Origin of the sequence: Streptomyces sp. NPDC048473, assembly GCF_043200155.1 — a bacterium.
GTDB lineage: Bacteria > Actinomycetota > Actinomycetes > Streptomycetales > Streptomycetaceae > Streptomyces.
On sequence record NZ_JBICXE010000002.1, the window covers coordinates 98,835 to 114,633 of the forward strand.

General features: G+C 68.3%; 16 protein-coding genes. 11 read left to right on the forward strand and 5 right to left on the reverse strand.

Annotated elements, in window-relative coordinates; all coding sequences use genetic code 11:
- The first annotated feature begins 31 nt into the window (after positions 1 to 31).
- Positions 32 to 1,384, forward strand: a complete 1,353-nt coding sequence (locus ACGFU7_RS03810; RefSeq protein ID WP_393692020.1) for a Dyp-type peroxidase — start codon at positions 32 to 34, stop codon at positions 1,382 to 1,384.
- A gap of 56 nt (positions 1,385 to 1,440) precedes the next feature.
- Positions 1,441 to 2,631: a catalase family protein gene (locus ACGFU7_RS03815; protein ID WP_393692022.1), complete on the forward strand. Its 1,191-nt coding sequence runs from the start codon at positions 1,441 to 1,443 to the stop codon at positions 2,629 to 2,631.
- Between the two features lie 209 nt (positions 2,632 to 2,840).
- On the opposite strand, the gene ACGFU7_RS03820 is transcribed toward ACGFU7_RS03815, so the two are convergent.
- Entirely contained in the window at positions 2,841 to 4,472 is a 1,632-nt protein-coding gene (locus tag ACGFU7_RS03820; protein WP_393692024.1) for a serine/threonine-protein kinase, read from the reverse strand.
- 169 nt (positions 4,473 to 4,641) lie between these two features.
- Here ACGFU7_RS03820 and ACGFU7_RS03825 point away from each other — a divergent pair, with 169 nt between their 5' ends.
- Entirely contained in the window at positions 4,642 to 5,217 is a 576-nt protein-coding gene (locus tag ACGFU7_RS03825; RefSeq protein WP_393692026.1) for a hypothetical protein, read from the forward strand.
- A gap of 67 nt (positions 5,218 to 5,284) precedes the next feature.
- Positions 5,285 to 6,835, forward strand: a complete 1,551-nt coding sequence (locus tag ACGFU7_RS03830) for an ISKra4 family transposase (protein WP_393692028.1) — start codon at positions 5,285 to 5,287, stop codon at positions 6,833 to 6,835.
- A 38-nt stretch (positions 6,836 to 6,873) separates the two neighbouring features.
- Here ACGFU7_RS03830 and ACGFU7_RS03835 read toward each other — a convergent pair whose 3' ends face one another.
- Together ACGFU7_RS03835 and ACGFU7_RS03840 are read right to left on the reverse strand one after the other, a co-directional pair.
- Complete coding sequence (locus tag ACGFU7_RS03835) at positions 6,874 to 7,656, reverse strand: hypothetical protein (protein WP_393692030.1); 783 nt, start codon at positions 7,654 to 7,656, stop codon at positions 6,874 to 6,876.
- 229 nt (positions 7,657 to 7,885) lie between these two features.
- Positions 7,886 to 8,230 carry a hypothetical protein gene (locus ACGFU7_RS03840; RefSeq protein WP_393692032.1) on the reverse strand — a complete coding sequence of 115 codons (345 nt, stop codon included), beginning with the start codon at positions 8,228 to 8,230 and terminating at the stop codon, positions 7,886 to 7,888.
- 431 nt (positions 8,231 to 8,661) lie between these two features.
- On the opposite strand from ACGFU7_RS03840, the gene ACGFU7_RS03845 reads away from it, so the two are divergent.
- From ACGFU7_RS03845 to ACGFU7_RS03855, 3 genes are all read left to right on the forward strand, one after another.
- Positions 8,662 to 9,546 (forward strand): helix-turn-helix domain-containing protein, encoded by an 885-nt coding sequence (locus tag ACGFU7_RS03845; RefSeq protein ID WP_393692034.1) that lies wholly within the window; start codon positions 8,662 to 8,664, stop codon positions 9,544 to 9,546.
- 125 nt (positions 9,547 to 9,671) lie between these two features.
- Positions 9,672 to 10,490: a hypothetical protein gene (locus ACGFU7_RS03850; protein WP_393692036.1), complete on the forward strand. Its 819-nt coding sequence runs from the start codon at positions 9,672 to 9,674 to the stop codon at positions 10,488 to 10,490.
- Positions 10,490 to 10,723, forward strand: coding sequence for a hypothetical protein (locus tag ACGFU7_RS03855; protein WP_393692038.1), 234 nt, complete (start codon positions 10,490 to 10,492; stop codon positions 10,721 to 10,723). Before ACGFU7_RS03850 ends, ACGFU7_RS03855 begins: the two co-directional genes overlap by 1 nt.
- 154 nt (positions 10,724 to 10,877) lie before the next feature.
- Here the strand turns inward: ACGFU7_RS03855 and ACGFU7_RS03860 are convergent, their stop codons facing one another.
- Complete coding sequence (locus ACGFU7_RS03860) at positions 10,878 to 11,360, reverse strand: NADAR family protein (protein WP_393692040.1); 483 nt, start codon at positions 11,358 to 11,360, stop codon at positions 10,878 to 10,880.
- Positions 11,361 to 11,502: 142 nt separating this feature from the next.
- Between ACGFU7_RS03860 and ACGFU7_RS03865 the strand changes: the two genes are divergently transcribed.
- The 3 genes from ACGFU7_RS03865 (at position 11,503) to ACGFU7_RS03875 (ending at position 13,889) form a co-directional block, all read left to right on the forward strand.
- The gene (locus tag ACGFU7_RS03865; protein WP_393692042.1) at positions 11,503 to 12,114 is read left to right on the forward strand and encodes a TetR/AcrR family transcriptional regulator; all 612 of its coding nucleotides are present in this window, start codon (positions 11,503 to 11,505) and stop codon (positions 12,112 to 12,114) included.
- Positions 12,111 to 13,127 (forward strand): DMT family transporter, encoded by a 1,017-nt coding sequence (locus ACGFU7_RS03870; RefSeq protein WP_393692044.1) that lies wholly within the window; start codon positions 12,111 to 12,113, stop codon positions 13,125 to 13,127. Before ACGFU7_RS03865 ends, ACGFU7_RS03870 begins: the two co-directional genes overlap by 4 nt.
- Positions 13,128 to 13,292: 165 nt before the next feature.
- Positions 13,293 to 13,889 (forward strand): dihydrofolate reductase family protein, encoded by a 597-nt coding sequence (locus ACGFU7_RS03875; RefSeq protein WP_393692046.1) that lies wholly within the window; start codon positions 13,293 to 13,295, stop codon positions 13,887 to 13,889.
- Between the two features lie 124 nt (positions 13,890 to 14,013).
- Here the strand turns inward: ACGFU7_RS03875 and ACGFU7_RS03880 are convergent, their stop codons facing one another.
- Entirely contained in the window at positions 14,014 to 14,712 is a 699-nt protein-coding gene (locus tag ACGFU7_RS03880; RefSeq protein WP_393692048.1) for a PH domain-containing protein, read from the reverse strand.
- 124 nt (positions 14,713 to 14,836) lie between these two features.
- On the opposite strand from ACGFU7_RS03880, the gene deoC reads away from it, so the two are divergent.
- On the forward strand, positions 14,837 to 15,799 hold the full coding sequence (gene deoC, locus ACGFU7_RS03885) for a deoxyribose-phosphate aldolase (protein ID WP_393692845.1): 963 nt from the start codon (positions 14,837 to 14,839) through the stop codon (positions 15,797 to 15,799).

A 15,799-nucleotide genomic window follows, 5' to 3' on the forward strand; every position in this document is an offset into this window, starting at 1 on the left:
GACAGAAAGCGATGTGGAGGCACAAGCGATCATGAACACGGCGGCAAGCAGCAGCGCAGCCAGCGTGGGCGTTGAGATCGACGATGTCCAAAGCGGGGCACTGCGTCCACGGCCGGTGCCGTACGAGGGAAGGTTCGTCTTCCTGCGCGTCGATGACCGCCACGCCGGGCGCGCCTTGCTGCGGCGGCTGCTCCCGGTGACCTCGGGTGGTCTGCCCAGCGTGGACCCGAGCCAGGATGCCTGGGTGGCGGTGGCGTTCACCTACCAGGGACTGGAGGCTCTGGGGGTGCCCCAGGAGTCGCTGGACAGCTTTCCCCGGGCGTTTCGTGAAGGCATGGCCGCTCGGGCGGAGCTGATCGGTGACGTGGGCGACAGTGCCCCGGCCCACTGGGAGGCACCGTTTGGAACGGGCGATGTCCATATCGCGTTGAGCGCCCTCTCTTCCGATGCGGCGCGGCTGGACAAGGGGCTGGAGCGGGCCCGCGTCGCCTACCAGGACACGCCCGGTATCCAAGTGATCTGGCAGCAGGACGTCCACCAGCTCCCGACCGGGCGCACCACCTTCGGCTTCCGCGACGGCATCAGCCATCCGAACATCGAGGGCGTCGGACTGCCCGGCTCCAACCCGCAGGAAGCCCCCATCAAGGCCGGCGAGTTCATCCTCGGCTACCCCGACGAAACCGGCAGCCTGCCGCCCATGCCCAGCCCCGATGTGCTGGGGCGCAACGGGACCTACGTGGCCGTTCGCAAGATCCACACCAACGTGGCGGCCTGGCGCCAGTACCTGCGCGCGAACACCTCCAGCGCCCAGGAAGAGGCACTCCTGGCGGCGAAGATGGTCGGGCGCTGGCCCAGCGGGGCGCCCCTGACGCTGACGCCGGAGCACGACGACCCGGAGCTGGCGGCCGATCCGCACCGCGTCAACAACTTCCTGTACCGGGAGAACGACGACCGAGGCTTCCGGTGCCCCGCCGGTGCGCACATCCGGCGCACCAACCCCCGCGACGCCACCATCATCGGCGACGCACGGATGCACCGCCTCATCCGGCGCGGCACCACCTACGGCCCACCCCTGCCCGAGGACGTGCTGGAAGACGACGGTGCCGACCGGGGCCTGGTCGGAGTCTTCATCGGAGCCCATCTGGAACGGCAGTTCGAATTCATCAAGGCCGAATGGGTCAACGACGGAAACTTCATCGGCTACCCCGGCGAGAAGGACCCGGTAGCCGGGCATCACGACGGAACCGGCAACGCCACCATCCCGGAGAAGCCGGTCCGGCGCCGCCTGCAGAACCTGCCCAGCTTCGTGGTCACCCGTGGTGGCGAGTACTGCTTCCTGCCGGGTCTGCACGCCCTGCGCTGGCTCGCGGAACTGGAGTACTGAGGGCAATTCCTACCATCTGAGGTCCCACCACGGTCTCCGAAGGAGAGGTCGACGTCATGGCAGCACAGTTCGTCCGCTACACGCCGGACGTCGAAGACGATGACCCGCACTTCGACCGCAACCTGCAGACGGTGATCGACAAGACCGAGAAATTCATCGCCGAGTCCGTCACGTCCGGCGGCACGGGACGCGCAGTGCGCGACGCCCACGCCAAGGGCTACGGGCTGGTCCGAGGGCAGGTAGAGATCCTGGCCGGGCTTCCCCCCGAGTACGCCCAGGGCATCTACGCGACGCCGGGAACCCACGATGCGCTCATCCGCTTCTCCAACGGTTCACCCCACGCCGGAGCCGACGCGCGACTGGGCAGCGCCACCGGACTGGCGCTGAAGATGTTCGACATCGACGGCCCGACCCTGCTGGAAGACGAACCGGACACAGGGACATTCGACTACGCCAACATCAACGCACCGATCTTCTTCTGCAATACGGTCGAGCACTACCTGTTCATCCAGGACCTGTTCTTGAACGCGCCGTCCTACTTCTCCCAGGGCCGCCCCGGCGCACATCGCTTCTTCGCCGAGTTCGTGACCGGAAAGGGAACGCTGGACCAGGACGACTGGGCATGGGATGAATTCCTGGCCTTCCTGCGCCTGTCGAAGATCCCCCCGGTCAACGTACTGCTGTCCAGCTACTGGACGATGGGCGCGGTCAGGCACGGGGACTACATCGCCAAGGTGCGTATCGCCCCTGACCCGCTTTTCGCCGCTGCGGTGGTCCGGCGCGCCATCGACCCGGCCTCGGCGCCGGAGGTCTTCCGGCCGGCCCTGGTGGCCGAGCTGCAGGAGCGGCCCTACGCCTTCGACATCCAGGTTCAGCTCTGCGCCGACCTGGAGCGGATGCCGGTGGAGGACACCACCGTGGAATGGTCCCAGCAGTTGTCACCGTTCGTCACGGTGGCCAAGCTGCGGTTGCCGCAGCAGGGCATCTCGGGCCCGGACAATCTGGAGAAGATGGACGCGCTGTCCTTCACGCCCTGGCGGGTCACCGCCGAACATGCGCCCCTGGGCAACATCATGCGAGCCCGCAAGGAGGTCTACCGGCGATCCTCCATCGAGCGCCACAAGCTCAACCAGCAGCCGCGCACAGAGCCCCGCAGCGCCGACGAGGTGCTCAACCCGGCCCACCATCGCGACGATGCGTCAACGCAGGGGGCTCGCCCCGATGGCCCTTCGCCGTCCCCAGCCTGACCACGGGGCTGCCAGTTGTGTGGCTTGGGATCCTCTCGGATCTCGACAGCCTGGCGTTTCCGCCGGCACCTGAACGCGGAGGCCAACCACCCGCAAGCCGCGTCCCCAACACACAGGGCAATACAACGGGTGTAGCTCCTTTGGAGGGACGGGCTGAGCCAGTGCTTTTCCACCTGTGAACCCGCAGGTCTGCGCCGGGGGCCGTCCCTTCAGAGGAGCTGCACCCTACGGCTGTCACGGTAGATGTAGGTGGCGATGGTCAGGGCTGTCGTCAGGTAGAAGAGCCACACCGGCAGGTGGGTCTCGTGGACGTGATGGTCGCCGATGCCGTAGGGATCGCCGGATGACTCCAGCCACAGGAGGCAGCCCACGGCGAGTGCCGCGCCTGCGTACCCCGCCACCCGCAGGCGAACTTCGGAGGCCGGGACGAGCACCGCCATCGCCGCCAGGGTCGTCCCCAACCCGACGAGGACACCGACGCCCGCGAGGCCGCTGTTGCCGACAGCCTCCAGGACGCTCCAAAATCCGCCGGACTTCTGCGAGTCCAGGTAGGCGGGCTGGAACAGGGTGACCGCGAACAGCGTCAGCAGCATCCCCGGGACGACGAGGCGCTCCTGCTGCGGTGCGGCCCTGCTGCGGGTGCGGCGGTCGCGGTAGACGTACATGGCGACGGTCAGGGCCGTCGCCAGGTAGAGGTGCCACATGCCGTCAGGGACTGGATCTTGGTGTTCGTCATCGCGGTCGTAGTAGGGAGGGTTGGACGAGCCCAGCCACAGGAGGCAGCCCACGGCGAGTGCCGCGCCCGCGTACCCCGCCACCCGCGTGCGCACTCCGGAGGCCGGGACGAGCACCGCCGCCAACACCAGGGTCGTCGCCAGCCCGGCAAACGCACCGACACCCACGGGGCCACCGTTACTGAGGGCCTCCAGGACCGTCCACGTGTCCGACTTGTACTTGTAGGCGGGCCGGAACAGGGAGGTCGCGCACAGCGCGAGCGCTATCGCCGGCGGAAGGAACCGTTCCAGGGTCTCGTGCCGGACCGGCTCGGGCGGTCCGACCGGCTGGGGTGGTCTCACCGGTTCTGCCGGCGTGCGCAGCAGTTCGGCGCACTCGGCCGCGGTGGGCCGTTGTTCGTGTCCGGGGGAGGTCATGCGGGTGAGCAGGGACAGCAGATGCCCGGGGACGCTGGCTTGGGCCTGCACCGTAAGTTGCGCGGCGGCCAGACGATGGCCGGTGAGCTTCTCGACCAGGACCAGGCCGAGCGCGTACACGTCCGAGGCCGGCGTGGCAGCGTAACCCTGCATCTGTTCGGGGGCCATGTACGCGGGGGTGCCGAAGAACCGTCCCGTAGCGGTGACGGTACGGGTGAGGGAGGCATCGTCACGGGCGATGCCGAAGTCCATCAACACGACGCGCCCGTCCGCGCAGATCATGATGTTGGCGGGCTTGACGTCCCGGTGCACGACCCTCGCCTCGTGGACGTGCGCGAGCGCGTCCGCCAGGCGCGCGCCAGTCTCGATGACCGAGTCCACCTGTGCCGTCTCCCAGGTGGCACCGCTGAGCTCTTCCATCACCAGGTACGGCAACGGGTGGCCATCATGGTCAATCGTTCCCGCGTCGTGAACGGTGACGATGCTGCCGTGGTGGAGCGAGGCGAGGGTCTGGGCTTCGCGCGCGAAGCGTCTGGCTGCTTCCGGGTACTGCATGACGCCGGTCACGAACTTGATGGCGACCCGTCGGTTGAGTGTGAGGTCCAGCGCGTTCCAGACTTCCCCCAATCCGCCTCTTCCCAGGACGTGCTGCACGCGATATCTCTCCCCGATAGCCAAGCCCTCGTGCACCTGACCTCCTCCACAAGTCGTCGTGATGTCGCATCAACTGGCGTCTGGGCAAACCTAGATGGGTGTAGCTCTTTCGCAGGGACTCTGATGAAGTTTTGAGCTGGGATGTTGTCGGTTGGGCTGCGGTGGGTTGTGGTCGTCTCCTACGGTTCCGGGCGAGGTGATGACGATGGGTTCGGTGCTGGGGCGTCTTGAGGCGCGGGAGGCGGCCGCGCGGGAGCGGGCGGATCTTCTGCGGGCCGAGATGGCGGTGCTCGCCGAGAAGCTGGCGGCCGAGGAGGCTGCGGCGGGGCGGTTTTTGAGCGCTCGCGAGACGGTGCTGGAGGTGATGGCCGGGCCGGACCGTCCCGATGATGTCGCGTTCGCCGTGTGGCAGGAGGAGTTGGAGGTCGAAGAGGCCGGTCCGGCCGCCGAGTGGAGCGAGGACGTGGTGGTGGCCTTGGCGGTGACCGGTGAGGCGAAGGTCCGGGGTGGGAGTCTGCAGGTCCCGAAGTTCTCGGCGGGTGCGGCGGCGAAGGTGCTGCCGCGGGTCTGCCGGGATGTGCTGGGCGTGATCGGACGGTCTGCCGGACGGGGAGTGCGGGCCAAGTCAGTGTGCGAGGAACTGGGCCTGGGCGGGGAGCCGAAGCACATCGAGGCTCTGCGCGGGAAGCTGAAGCGGCTGGCCCGGCGGGGCTGGTTGATCGAGCCGTCGCCGGGAGTGTTCGTCCTGGCCCAGGGGGCCGGTTCGGCCGCGGGCGGGTGAGCGCGAAAGGGCTCTTCTCTCGTTGTCCATGGTGTTGAAGCCGTGGGACGACAAAGAAGAGAGCCCGATGCAAGCGCACGAGAATATTCAGACCGCCGAGGTGTTTCGGGCATCCCGCGACGGGCTCGAGAACCTCATATCCGACCTTTCGGGCCCCAGCGCGGGCGGGTGGTCCGAGGTCGAGCTGGAGGAGCACATCTTCGTGGTGGGCCGCGAGCTCCAGCGCCTCCTTCTCCAGGGACACCTGAACCTGCGGGCGGCCCGCGAGACCCGGCAGGAGTCGGTGACCGGCGCGGACGGCATCGAGCGCCGGTCCCTGGAGCCGGGGCACACCCGCCAGTTGGCCACCCGGTTCGGGACGGTCACCGTCACGCGCATCGCCTACCGGGCGAAAGGTGCGGTCAACCTGTATCCGGCCGACGCGGAGCTGAACCTGTCCGAGAACCGGCACTCCCTCGTGCTGCGGAAGCTCGCGGTCCAGCAGGCGGTACGGGGATCATTCGACGACGCGCACGCAATGCTCACCGAGCAGTGCGGGTCGGTGATCGGCAAGCGGCAGATCGAGGAGAACACCGTGAGTGCCGCCCGCGACATCGATACCTTCTACACCTCCCGTGCCCCAGTGGCCTGCACCGATGACACTCTGCTCGTGATCACCTCGGACGCCAAGGGCGTGGTGATGCGCCCCGAGGCCCTGCGCGAAGCGACCCGCAAGGCCGCCGAGAGTAAAGGCGGCCGCACCTTCGCCACCCGGCTGGCCGGCGGAGAGAAACAGGGCCGCAAGCGGATGGCGACCCTGGCCGCCGTCTACGACACCGACCCCGTCCCCCGCCAGGCCCACGACGTGTTCACCCTCCCCACCGGCACCGATGTCGATATCGACGGCAGCGTGGAAGAGACGAAGGGCAAGGCAACCCGGGTCAAGGGCCCGGTGGCCTTCAACAAGTGGTTGACCGGCTCGATCGTCGAGGGCACCGAGGAGGTGATCACAGACGCCTTCGACCAGGCCGATCAGCGTGATCCCGTCCGGCGCCGCACCTGGCTGGTCCTGGTCGACGGGGCCCCGCACCAGATCGACGTCATCCGCGCCGAGGCCAAGCGCCGCAAGACGAAGATCCACATCTTGATCGACATCATCCATGTCGTCGAGTACTTATGGCGTGCGACCTGGGCGTTCCATGCCAGCGGTGACACCGGTGCCGAGCGGTGGGTCGTCGAGAAGGCCCTGTTGATCCTTCAGGGCCGGAGCCAGGACGCCGCTGCCGAGATCATCACCCAGGCCGACGAGGCCAAGCTCACTCCCGAACAACGCAAGGGAGCCGAGACCTGCGTCAACTACCTCACCACGAAACGCGAGTTCCTCGCCTACGGCACCGCACTGACCAAGGGCTGGCCGATCGCGACGGGGATCATCGAGGGGGCGTGCAGGCATCTCGTCGGTGACCGTCTCGATATCACTGGATCAAGGTGGGGCCTGGCCGGCGCCGAGGCCGTACTCAAACTCCGCGCCCTGCACAGCAACGGCCACCTCGACGACTACTTCGCCTACCACGCCGAGCAGGAACACCGGCGCGTCCACCAAGCCCGCTACCAGGACAACTTCAGACTCGGAGCTTGATCAACAAATCCCTGCGTCAGAGCTACACCCCAATACAACTAAGGCATGTGGTACTTGCCGCTGCTGTCCTGCAGCCATGTCCCGCGTGCGGGGTCGATGTCGACGAGGGTCCCGTGCAGCTTGCACGCCTCCTCGACCGGGCCGAGGAACTTGCTTTCGAAGTCCGCCTGGGTGACCGTCCCCGCGTTGATGGCGGCCGTCATGTAATTGAAGGCGTTCTCGAGCTCGGCGGAGCGGGGTGTGGTGTTGCCCGTGGCGTCCTTGTTCAGGTCGAGGCCGTCTCCCGGGTCGTCGGTCCTGTCCTCGGGCCGGGGGCCGACGCGGAAGTTGGCCGGCATGTTCTTCAGGGCCTTGTCGACGTCGGGCGTGCCGAACGCTTTGGGGGCGAGTGGCGCCAGCGTGGCGCTGATCTGCTGCTCCTGAGCGGGGGTCAGCACGGCGAGGAACGGTTGGAAGAGCGACTTGGGAATGATGTGGTGCAGCGTGTCGACCAGTGGACCGCTGGAGTGCGCCGTCTTCACGGCGGCCAGCTCGTTGCTCGTCGACCCGAGCTTCCAGTCCTTCTTCTTGGCGCGCTGCACGACACCGACACCGACGGCCCCGCCGGAGCCGGCCGGGCCGCACCCGGGGCCGTGTTCGTGGCGGCCTCGCTTGATCATGGCTGTGACCGCGGCGTTCCCGACGCTGCGCTGCAGAGCGAGCAGCGCCCCCGGCGGCGGTCCGGCGCTCACCGCCGCCGCTTCGTCTCGCTCGCCGCTCCGCCGTGACCGCGCTGCCTGAGCGTGAGCGAACTCCGCCTCCGGCGAGGACTGTGCGCGCATACGTCCCTCCTCCTGACCGGTCTCCATGCTCACAACAGCGGCCCGCCTCTGAGAAGCACCCCCGGGGCAGACCCGGGGCAGCACCACTACGCGCTCGGGGCAGAACCGCATCTCTTAGCGGGCACGCCGACGACAAACGCCTCCCCGAGGTAGTCAACCAGGGCGAACGTTGCCTGACGCGGCACTGGCCTGGTTGGCGCGCTCGAACGGTTGCTGCCACCCCCGTCTGTCAAACGCACCCGCAGTTGCTTCCGTACCCGATGAACCAGAGGGCGAGAAGGACGAGAACGGACAGCAGCGTCGCTCCCATCCGCCTCGCTCGAAGCGGTCCGGGATGACGCCGGGCGGCGATCGCGGCGACGGCGCCGATCAGCAGCACGGCCACGGCACCGAGGGTGAGTTCGGGGCTCTCGCGCCAGCCCCAGAACGCTCCGAAAACAGCTCCCGCCAGCAGGAGACAGCTCAGCACCTGCAGGATGGCCTCGCCGACGAACTCAACGACGATTTCCTTGCCCCACTCCCAGGCCCGCCGCCAACCCCCGTGCTTCCGCCCGGACGTGACTGTTTGCGCCACAGGCACAGGCACAAGCGGTTGATCATCCGGCGTCGTGGCCATGCCGCTCCCCCTTCTCGGACTGCGGTGAGCCTACGACGCGAACGGTTTGGGCTCGGTCTACTTGGCGGGGCGACGCCCGCGACACCTTCCACCGGGTCGTGACAGTCGCGACCCGGTCTGTCACGACCCGGTGAACCGCGCCCCGGCGGACCCAGACGTAAAAAGCCTTCAAGGCTTTGGGAGAAGAAACTTCCCAACCCAACCCCAACCCCTACCCCGACCTCACGCGGGGGCCCGTCACTCACACGAGTGAGGATCATCAACTCGGCTGGATTTCCGCCCGGTTGGCAGGCATATGCTCACCCCACAACCCCAGACATGCGTCGGCCCCCGGCCGGGACTGGCATCCCGATCGAGGGCCTGACCACCGAGGAAGAGAACGCTTCCCGATGGATACCCAGCAGATTAGCGCGCCCTCGCGCGCCCCGTCCCGCGTACCCGGGGACGCCACGCCGTCGTCCGGCGTCATGCACATCAACTCCCGCCACACCAGCCGCTTCACGGTCGTCGGCAACCACCTCGCCCAGCACCGCGAGCTCTCCCTCCTCGCGATCGGCCTCGCCACCCACATCCAATCGCTCCCCGCCGGAGCAAAGATCGGCATCAAGGCCCTCACCGAACGCTTCCCGGAGAGCGAGGCCCGCATCGCCGCCGCATTGCGGGAGCTGGAGGCCCACGGATACCTGGGCCGCACCCGCGAACGCCTCCCCAACGGCCGCGTCATCACCCGCACCTGCTCCTACAACCAGCCCAGGTCCACGACCCCGCACAAGCCCCCGGCACCCAAACGACGCCCCCGGCCGGTCCAGGCCCCGCCGCCCGTACCCACACCGCACCCCGAACCACCCCACGTTCCCGCCCCGACCGCACCCAAACCCCCACCCCCACCACTCCCCCAACCCCACAACGCCCTCCCCCAACGCCACCACGCAGCCATCGCCCTCCTCACCGACCTCCACCGCCGCACACCCCACATCACCCTCACCGAAAAAGACATCCACCAACTCGCCCCCGCCGTCGCCACCTGGCTCGAACGCGGCGCCACACCCACCACCATCCGCCACACCCTCACCAACGACCTCCCCCGCCCCCTCAAACACCCCGCCAAACTCCTCCGACACCGCCTCACCCACCTCCTCCCACCCCCAACCATCGCCACCCAACAACCCACCCCACTCCAGAACTGCAACCACTGCGACCGCGCCTTCCGCTCCCCCACCCCCGGCAACTGCCGCGACTGCACAGCCAACGGACTGCACCTCCTGCCGACCTGAAACGGTGAGCCGTCGGGCGAACAGGGGTTGCGGCCGACTCGCTGCCGCTGAGCGAGGACGCTGACGGCAGCATCCGCTGAGCCGCATCCCCCAAGGGGGGCCATAAAGCGCGTTGCCATCGGTTTGTGACAGGACCCCGAACAGTAAAAGGCACAGCCGGGATTCTGAACTTTGCGCGAGGCCTCAACCCGCTCGACTCCTACAACCTCACCCACCCTGGCGAATACGCGCAGAACGTCAACATGACCCTGGCCGGCCTCGTCTCCACCGCCGCCCACCCCGAGCGCATACCTGGCGCGCTGATCGACAGTTTCAAGAAGGATCCGGCCGAAGGCCTGGGTCGGCTGCTGCCGGAGCTGATCGGCACGAAGGGCCTCGGCGGCGCCAAGGCCGGAGTACGGGTCGCCGCGCGCGAGGGGCTTGAGGGCGCCGCTCGTACGGGGCTACGGCATTCCGACGAATGGCTTACGGGCGCTCGCAGGCGACCGCGCGACATACTGGATGATCCGGCTCAAACTCGATGGGCCGAGGATGCGTACGCGGACTTCATGCGCGATCCTCGAGATATTGATTCCATCAGTGGTCATACGCAAGGGTTGGCTCGCGACAACGGAACCACAGGTTTCACCCCGGAAGAGATTGCTGCGGTAAAGAAGCACGTATTCGACACCGAGCATCCAATTGAAGACTATGAGACTGGGCAGGTCGTCGTCCGTAAATTTGACGCCGATGCGGAGATTGCTGATGCTTGGATCCGACTGAGATCCGGAAACGCCCTGCCAGAAGACAGGCTCCTCCTAGAACACGAGCTAGCAGAGCTCAACTACTTGCGGGAGAATCCCGGATCCACATATCAGGAGGCGCATCGGGTGGCCAATAAAACGTATAATTGGCAGAACTCGGTGCCACTGAACAAGCGTGAAGACTTCGAAGGTGAATGGTAGTGGCTGCACTCGTTTATTTCCGAAAGATCTCTGAAGATTCGGAACTGGTTCGTTATGAATTCGGGGATGATCCCGACAGCTTCTCGCGGCAGCTGACCATGAAAAAGGACCCTCAAACCTCCGTCGCAGACGATGGCCTGGCGGACTACACCTTCCTGAAGGCTTCGAGGAAGATCGATGCGATGCGCGCGGAGGCCGGCCAGTGGCCGGAGCGTGGTATGAGCGTGAGCTGATCAGTCACAGGCAAGCCGGAGCTCCTGAAGACATCTCTGTCCCGCCGATACCCGGAGCGTGCCGGCCATGCCCATCGGCGTCCTTGAGAACACGTCCTCCATGTCCGAGGTCTGAAGTTCTCCGAGCGCATGGCAGCCGTTGTGGGCGGGATGATCACCGTCCGGCCGGGCGTCCGTGGCTCTCCTGCGCTTCGTCGAGTTCGGCCCGGAGCCGGCTGCGGGTGCGCATCAGGATCCGGCCGAGCATGTTCTTGCCGGTCCCGGTTCTGCCCCGGCCCCAGTAGTGGTCGGTGGTGGTGTCCTCGACGATCTCTTCGTCGCCGGTGGACAGCAGAATGCCGCGGATATCGGAGTGCGTACGGAACTTGGTCGCCACCGCGCGGCGCATCACATCGTCCTTGACCCGCTCCCAGTCCCTCCGCAGCGGTTTGGACGGGTCACGGCCCAGCTCGGCGGCCCGCAGTGGCGTGCGGGCGCGGCGGATGAGATCGGCGTGGCGGGTGCCGATGAACTTCTGGGCCTGGAAGCAGTGCTCCGTGGTCGGCCACCAGCACCCGTCCAAGTCCAAGCCGTGGTCGGAGAAGTTCGAGAAGCAGCCGTAGGGCACCTCGTCGGCACCGTAGAAGTAGATCGTCACCGGAACCTCGCGGGGGACGCCGAAAACCGCACCTTGTCAGGCACTGGATCGCGGCCGCAATCAGTTTTGCCCGCCAGGCCGATCACCCCGGCCACCCCACATGATTAGGTAGACTGGTCTACCTAATCATGGAGGTGCAGGCATGACTGAAGCGAGGGCCGCCGGAAAGCAGCCGGGGAAGCGGCGGCAGGGGCCTGCGCGCGGGCGGATCCTTGAGGCCGCGGCGCGCCGGTTCTATGCCGACGGCGTGGCGGCGACAGGGATCGACACGATCACCGCCGAGGCCGGTGTGGCGAAGATGAGCCTCTACAACAACTTCGCCTCCAAGGCCGACCTCGTCAGCGCCTACCTTCAGGCCCGGCATGAGGAGTGGCTCGGCCTCTACCAGCGGCGCCTGGCCGGCGCGCAGGGCCCGCGGGAGGCCGTACTGGCCGTCTTCGACGCCTACGCCGACCATGCCGATCTCGCCTACGAACACGGCTTCCGCGGCTGCGGGCTGCTCAACGCGGCCGCCGAGCTGCCCACCGGCCACGAGGGCCGGACGGTGGTGCGCCGTCACAAGGAGGAGGTCGAGAGCCTGCTCGCCGCCCACCTCCAGGAGCTGCTGCCCGGCCAGGACGAGAAGGCCCGCGCCATGGCGGAACATCTGGCGTTCCTGCTCGAAGGAGCCATCGTGCGCGCGGGCCTCGAAGGAGACGGCGTACGCATGCGGCGCGCACGCGTCATGGCGGCGCGCCTGGTGGACGGCCTGTGACGCGGCATGCGTGGCGCACTGCCGAGCGCGCCGCCGGGCGCACCGCCGGGCGCGCTGCCGGACCTGGAGCCGGCACGCTCGCCGTGCTGCTGGCCTCGGTGCTGTGGGGCACCACAGGCACTGCGGCGACCTTCGCACCCCAGGTGGGGCCGCTGGCGATCGGCGCCGCGGCGATGGGCCTGGGTGGCCTGCTGCAGGCTCTGATGGCCGGGCCTCGCATCGCGCAGGCCCGCGCGGAGCTGAGGGCGCAGTGGCGGATCGTGCTCGTCGGGGGAGCGGGCGTGGCTCTGTACCCGCTGGCGTTCTACACCTCCATGCATCTGGCCGGTGTCGCGGTGGGAACGGTCGTGTCCATCGGCTCGGCCCCGCTGGCATCGGCCTTGATCGAGCGAATTGTCGACCGCCGGCGCCTGTCCCGGCGATGGATGGCCGGTGCCGCCCTGGGGCTGGCCGGCACCGTGCTGCTGTGCGCGGCCGAGGCCGCGCAGGCCGGTTCCGAAACCGGTGCGGGGTCCGCCGGGCAGACCGTCGCCGGGGTGGGACTCGGGCTGGTCGCGGGCGTGACATACGCCGTGTACGCGTGGGCTGCGCACCGCCTCATCACCCGCGGCATCACCTCGCGCGCGTCCATGGGAGCGGTGTTCGGACTCGGCGGGCTGATGCTCGTGCCGGTGCTGCTAGCCACCGGCGCACCGCTGCTCGCCTCCTGGACGAATGCGGGCGTCGGCCTCTACATGGCGCTGGTGCCGATGTTCACCGGGTACGTCCTGTTCGGGTTCGGCCTGTCCCGCATCCCCGTCAGCACCGCGACAACCCTGTCCCTGCTGGAGCCCGCCGTAGCGGCTGTGTTCGCGGTCCTGGTCGTGGGCGAACACCTGCCCGCCCTCGGCTGGACCGGGATCGTGCTCGTCATCGCCTGTCTGGGTGTGCTGACCGCCCCGTCCCGGCGCCTGCGAGCGCCTCACCCCGCCACCGCCCCAACCACCACCCCGCTCACAACGACGAAACAGTGACTGGGACTTGGTCCCCTGCGTACGCTGCCCCACGGCCATCCGACGCCGAACCGGATCACCGCCGTGCGGCGGACCTGGGGTGGGCGCGATGATTTCGGGGCGGCGCGGCAGTCTCCATTGACGTACACCCGCAATGCAGTCAACCCAGGATGGGGAGCGAGTCCCATGCGCATCGTGATCAGTGAGTTCATGAGCTTGGACGGCGTCGTGCAGGCGCCGGGCGGTCCCGACGAGGACACCGACGGGGGCTTTGCCCACGGTGGCTGGTCGCACGAGTTCTTCGACCCGGAGGTGGTGGGCGGTGCCTTCGACGACGCGCTGTCCAAGGCCGAGGCGCTGCTGTTCGGGCGCCGCACGTGGCAGACGATGGCCGCGGCGTGGCCCGAGCGGGCCGGGGACCCGTTCGCCGACCGGATGAACGCCATCCCGAAGTACGTCGTGTCCGACACGCTGGGCGACTCCGAGCCGACCTGGGACCACACCACGCGCATCCCCGGCGACAAGGCCGTCGCCCACCTCCGGGAGCTGCGCGGGTCCGACGGCGGCGACCTGCTGGTCATGGGGAGCCCCACGCTCGTACGCACCCTCCTGAGCGAGGGCCTGGTCGACGAGCTCCGGCTCATGATCATGCCGGTGATCCTCGGCGGCGGAAAGACGATCTTCCCGGACGACGGTGCGCTGCACACGCTCGAATTGGTCTCGACGGTCACCAGCGGCACGGGCGTGAACGTGTGCACCTACCGGCCGGTCGCCGAGGGGTAGGCCGGGTGCGGGGCTGCCCCGCACCCGGCAGGGTGCGGGCTTCCCCCGGTTCCGGCCGAGGCCGACGGATGTTCGTACGCCGAGGTCTGATCGTCGTGCGTACGTACTCCGACTCCGACCCGCCTCAGCCGGTCGCGAACAGCACCACCAGCAGCACCACGCCCACCACCGCCGGCGCGATCACCTCGTACGCCCAGCGCACCGAGACCGAAGACGCCGAGGCCGCCGAAGACGCCGAGGGCACTGAAGACGCCGAAGAGTCCGAGGACTTCCCCGAACCCGCGCCCGCCTTTGTCTTCGCCCGCTCCACCAGCTCCCGCAGGTCCGCCATGGTCCGGTCGGCCGTCGCCATCCGGGACATGTCGTCACGGACGTCGGCGTGCACGGAGGTCCGGCCGTGCGGGTCGCCCACCGCCTGCCGGGACTGCTGCCGGGCCGCCTTCTTCCGCTGCCGCAGCGATACCGGTACCGCCCACAGCTGGTACTTGGTGCCGTCCTCGGTGAACAGCTCGCTCGAATATCCGGCCCGCAGATCCGCGACCGCGGTCCACGGCATGGTGATCGTCCGGAACGGGTTACGGATCTTGATGCGCTGCTCATTGGCGAGAACGACGGGCCGCAGCGTGAACGCGACGACCAGCGGCACCGCGGTCAGCAGCCCGGCCAGTGCCAGCCATGGCACCCGGCCGTGGCCCCGGAACACGGCGTCCCCGCCGATCCAGCAGATGAGGAGAAGCAGCAGGACACCCCCGACGATCCCGGCGGGCGACCGGAAGGTCCGGTCGGCGTAGGTCGGCTCGGCAGGTGGTGTGGGGCTCGTCATGGGCCCGATTCTGCCTGACGTGCGCAAGGGGCGCCGGGGCGGCCGCCCCGGTACCGCGCGACGCACGGATGACAGGGCCCCCTGTACAGGTCGCTACGCGCGTAGATATGCTCCTCTGGTGACCATGCCCACCACAGCTCCCGCATTCTCCGACGCGACCGCGTCCGACAGTGCGCTGCGCCGCTTCCTGCACGGGCTGCCCGGCGTCGACGCCGTCGGCCTCGAAGCGCGCGCCGCGTCCCTCGGAACCCGTTCGATCAAGACGACGGCCAAGGCGTACGCCATCGACCTGGCCATCTCGATGATCGACCTGACGACGCTGGAAGGCGCGGACACCCCGGGCAAGGTCCGGGCTCTCGCCGCCAAGGCCGTCAATCCCGACCCGACCGACCGCACGTCCCCGCGCACCGCGGCGGTCTGCGTCTACCCCGACATGGCGGCGACCGCCGTCGCCGCGCTGGCCGGTTCCGGCGTGAAGGTGGCGTCCGTGGCGACGGCCTTCCCCGCCGGCCGCGCCGCGCTCGACATCAAGCTCGCGGATGTCCGCGATGCCGTGGCCGCCGGGGCCGACGAGATCGACATGGTGATCGACCGGGGCGCCTTCCTCTCCGGCCGCTACCTCAAGGTGTACGAGGAAATCCTCGCCGTGAAGGCGGAGTGCGCGCGGGCGGACGGCACCGATGCCCGGCTGAAGGTGATCTTCGAGACCGGCGAGCTGTCCACGTACGACAACATCCGCCGCGCCTCCTGGCTCGGCATGCTGGCGGGCGCCGACTTCATCAAGACGTCGACCGGCAAGGTCGGCACCAACGCCACGCCCGCGAACACCCTGCTGATGCTGGAGGCCGTGCGCGACTTCCGGGCGCAGACCGGCGTACAGATCGGTGTGAAGCCCGCCGGCGGCATCCGCACGTCCAAGGACGCGATCAAGTTCCTGGTGCTGGTGAACGAGACCGCGGGCGAGGACTGGCTGGACAACCACTGGTTCCGCTTCGGCGCCTCCAGCCTGCTGAACGATCTGCTGATGCAGCGCCAGAAGCTCAGCACCGGCCGTTACTCCGGCCCCGATTACGTGACGGTGGACTGA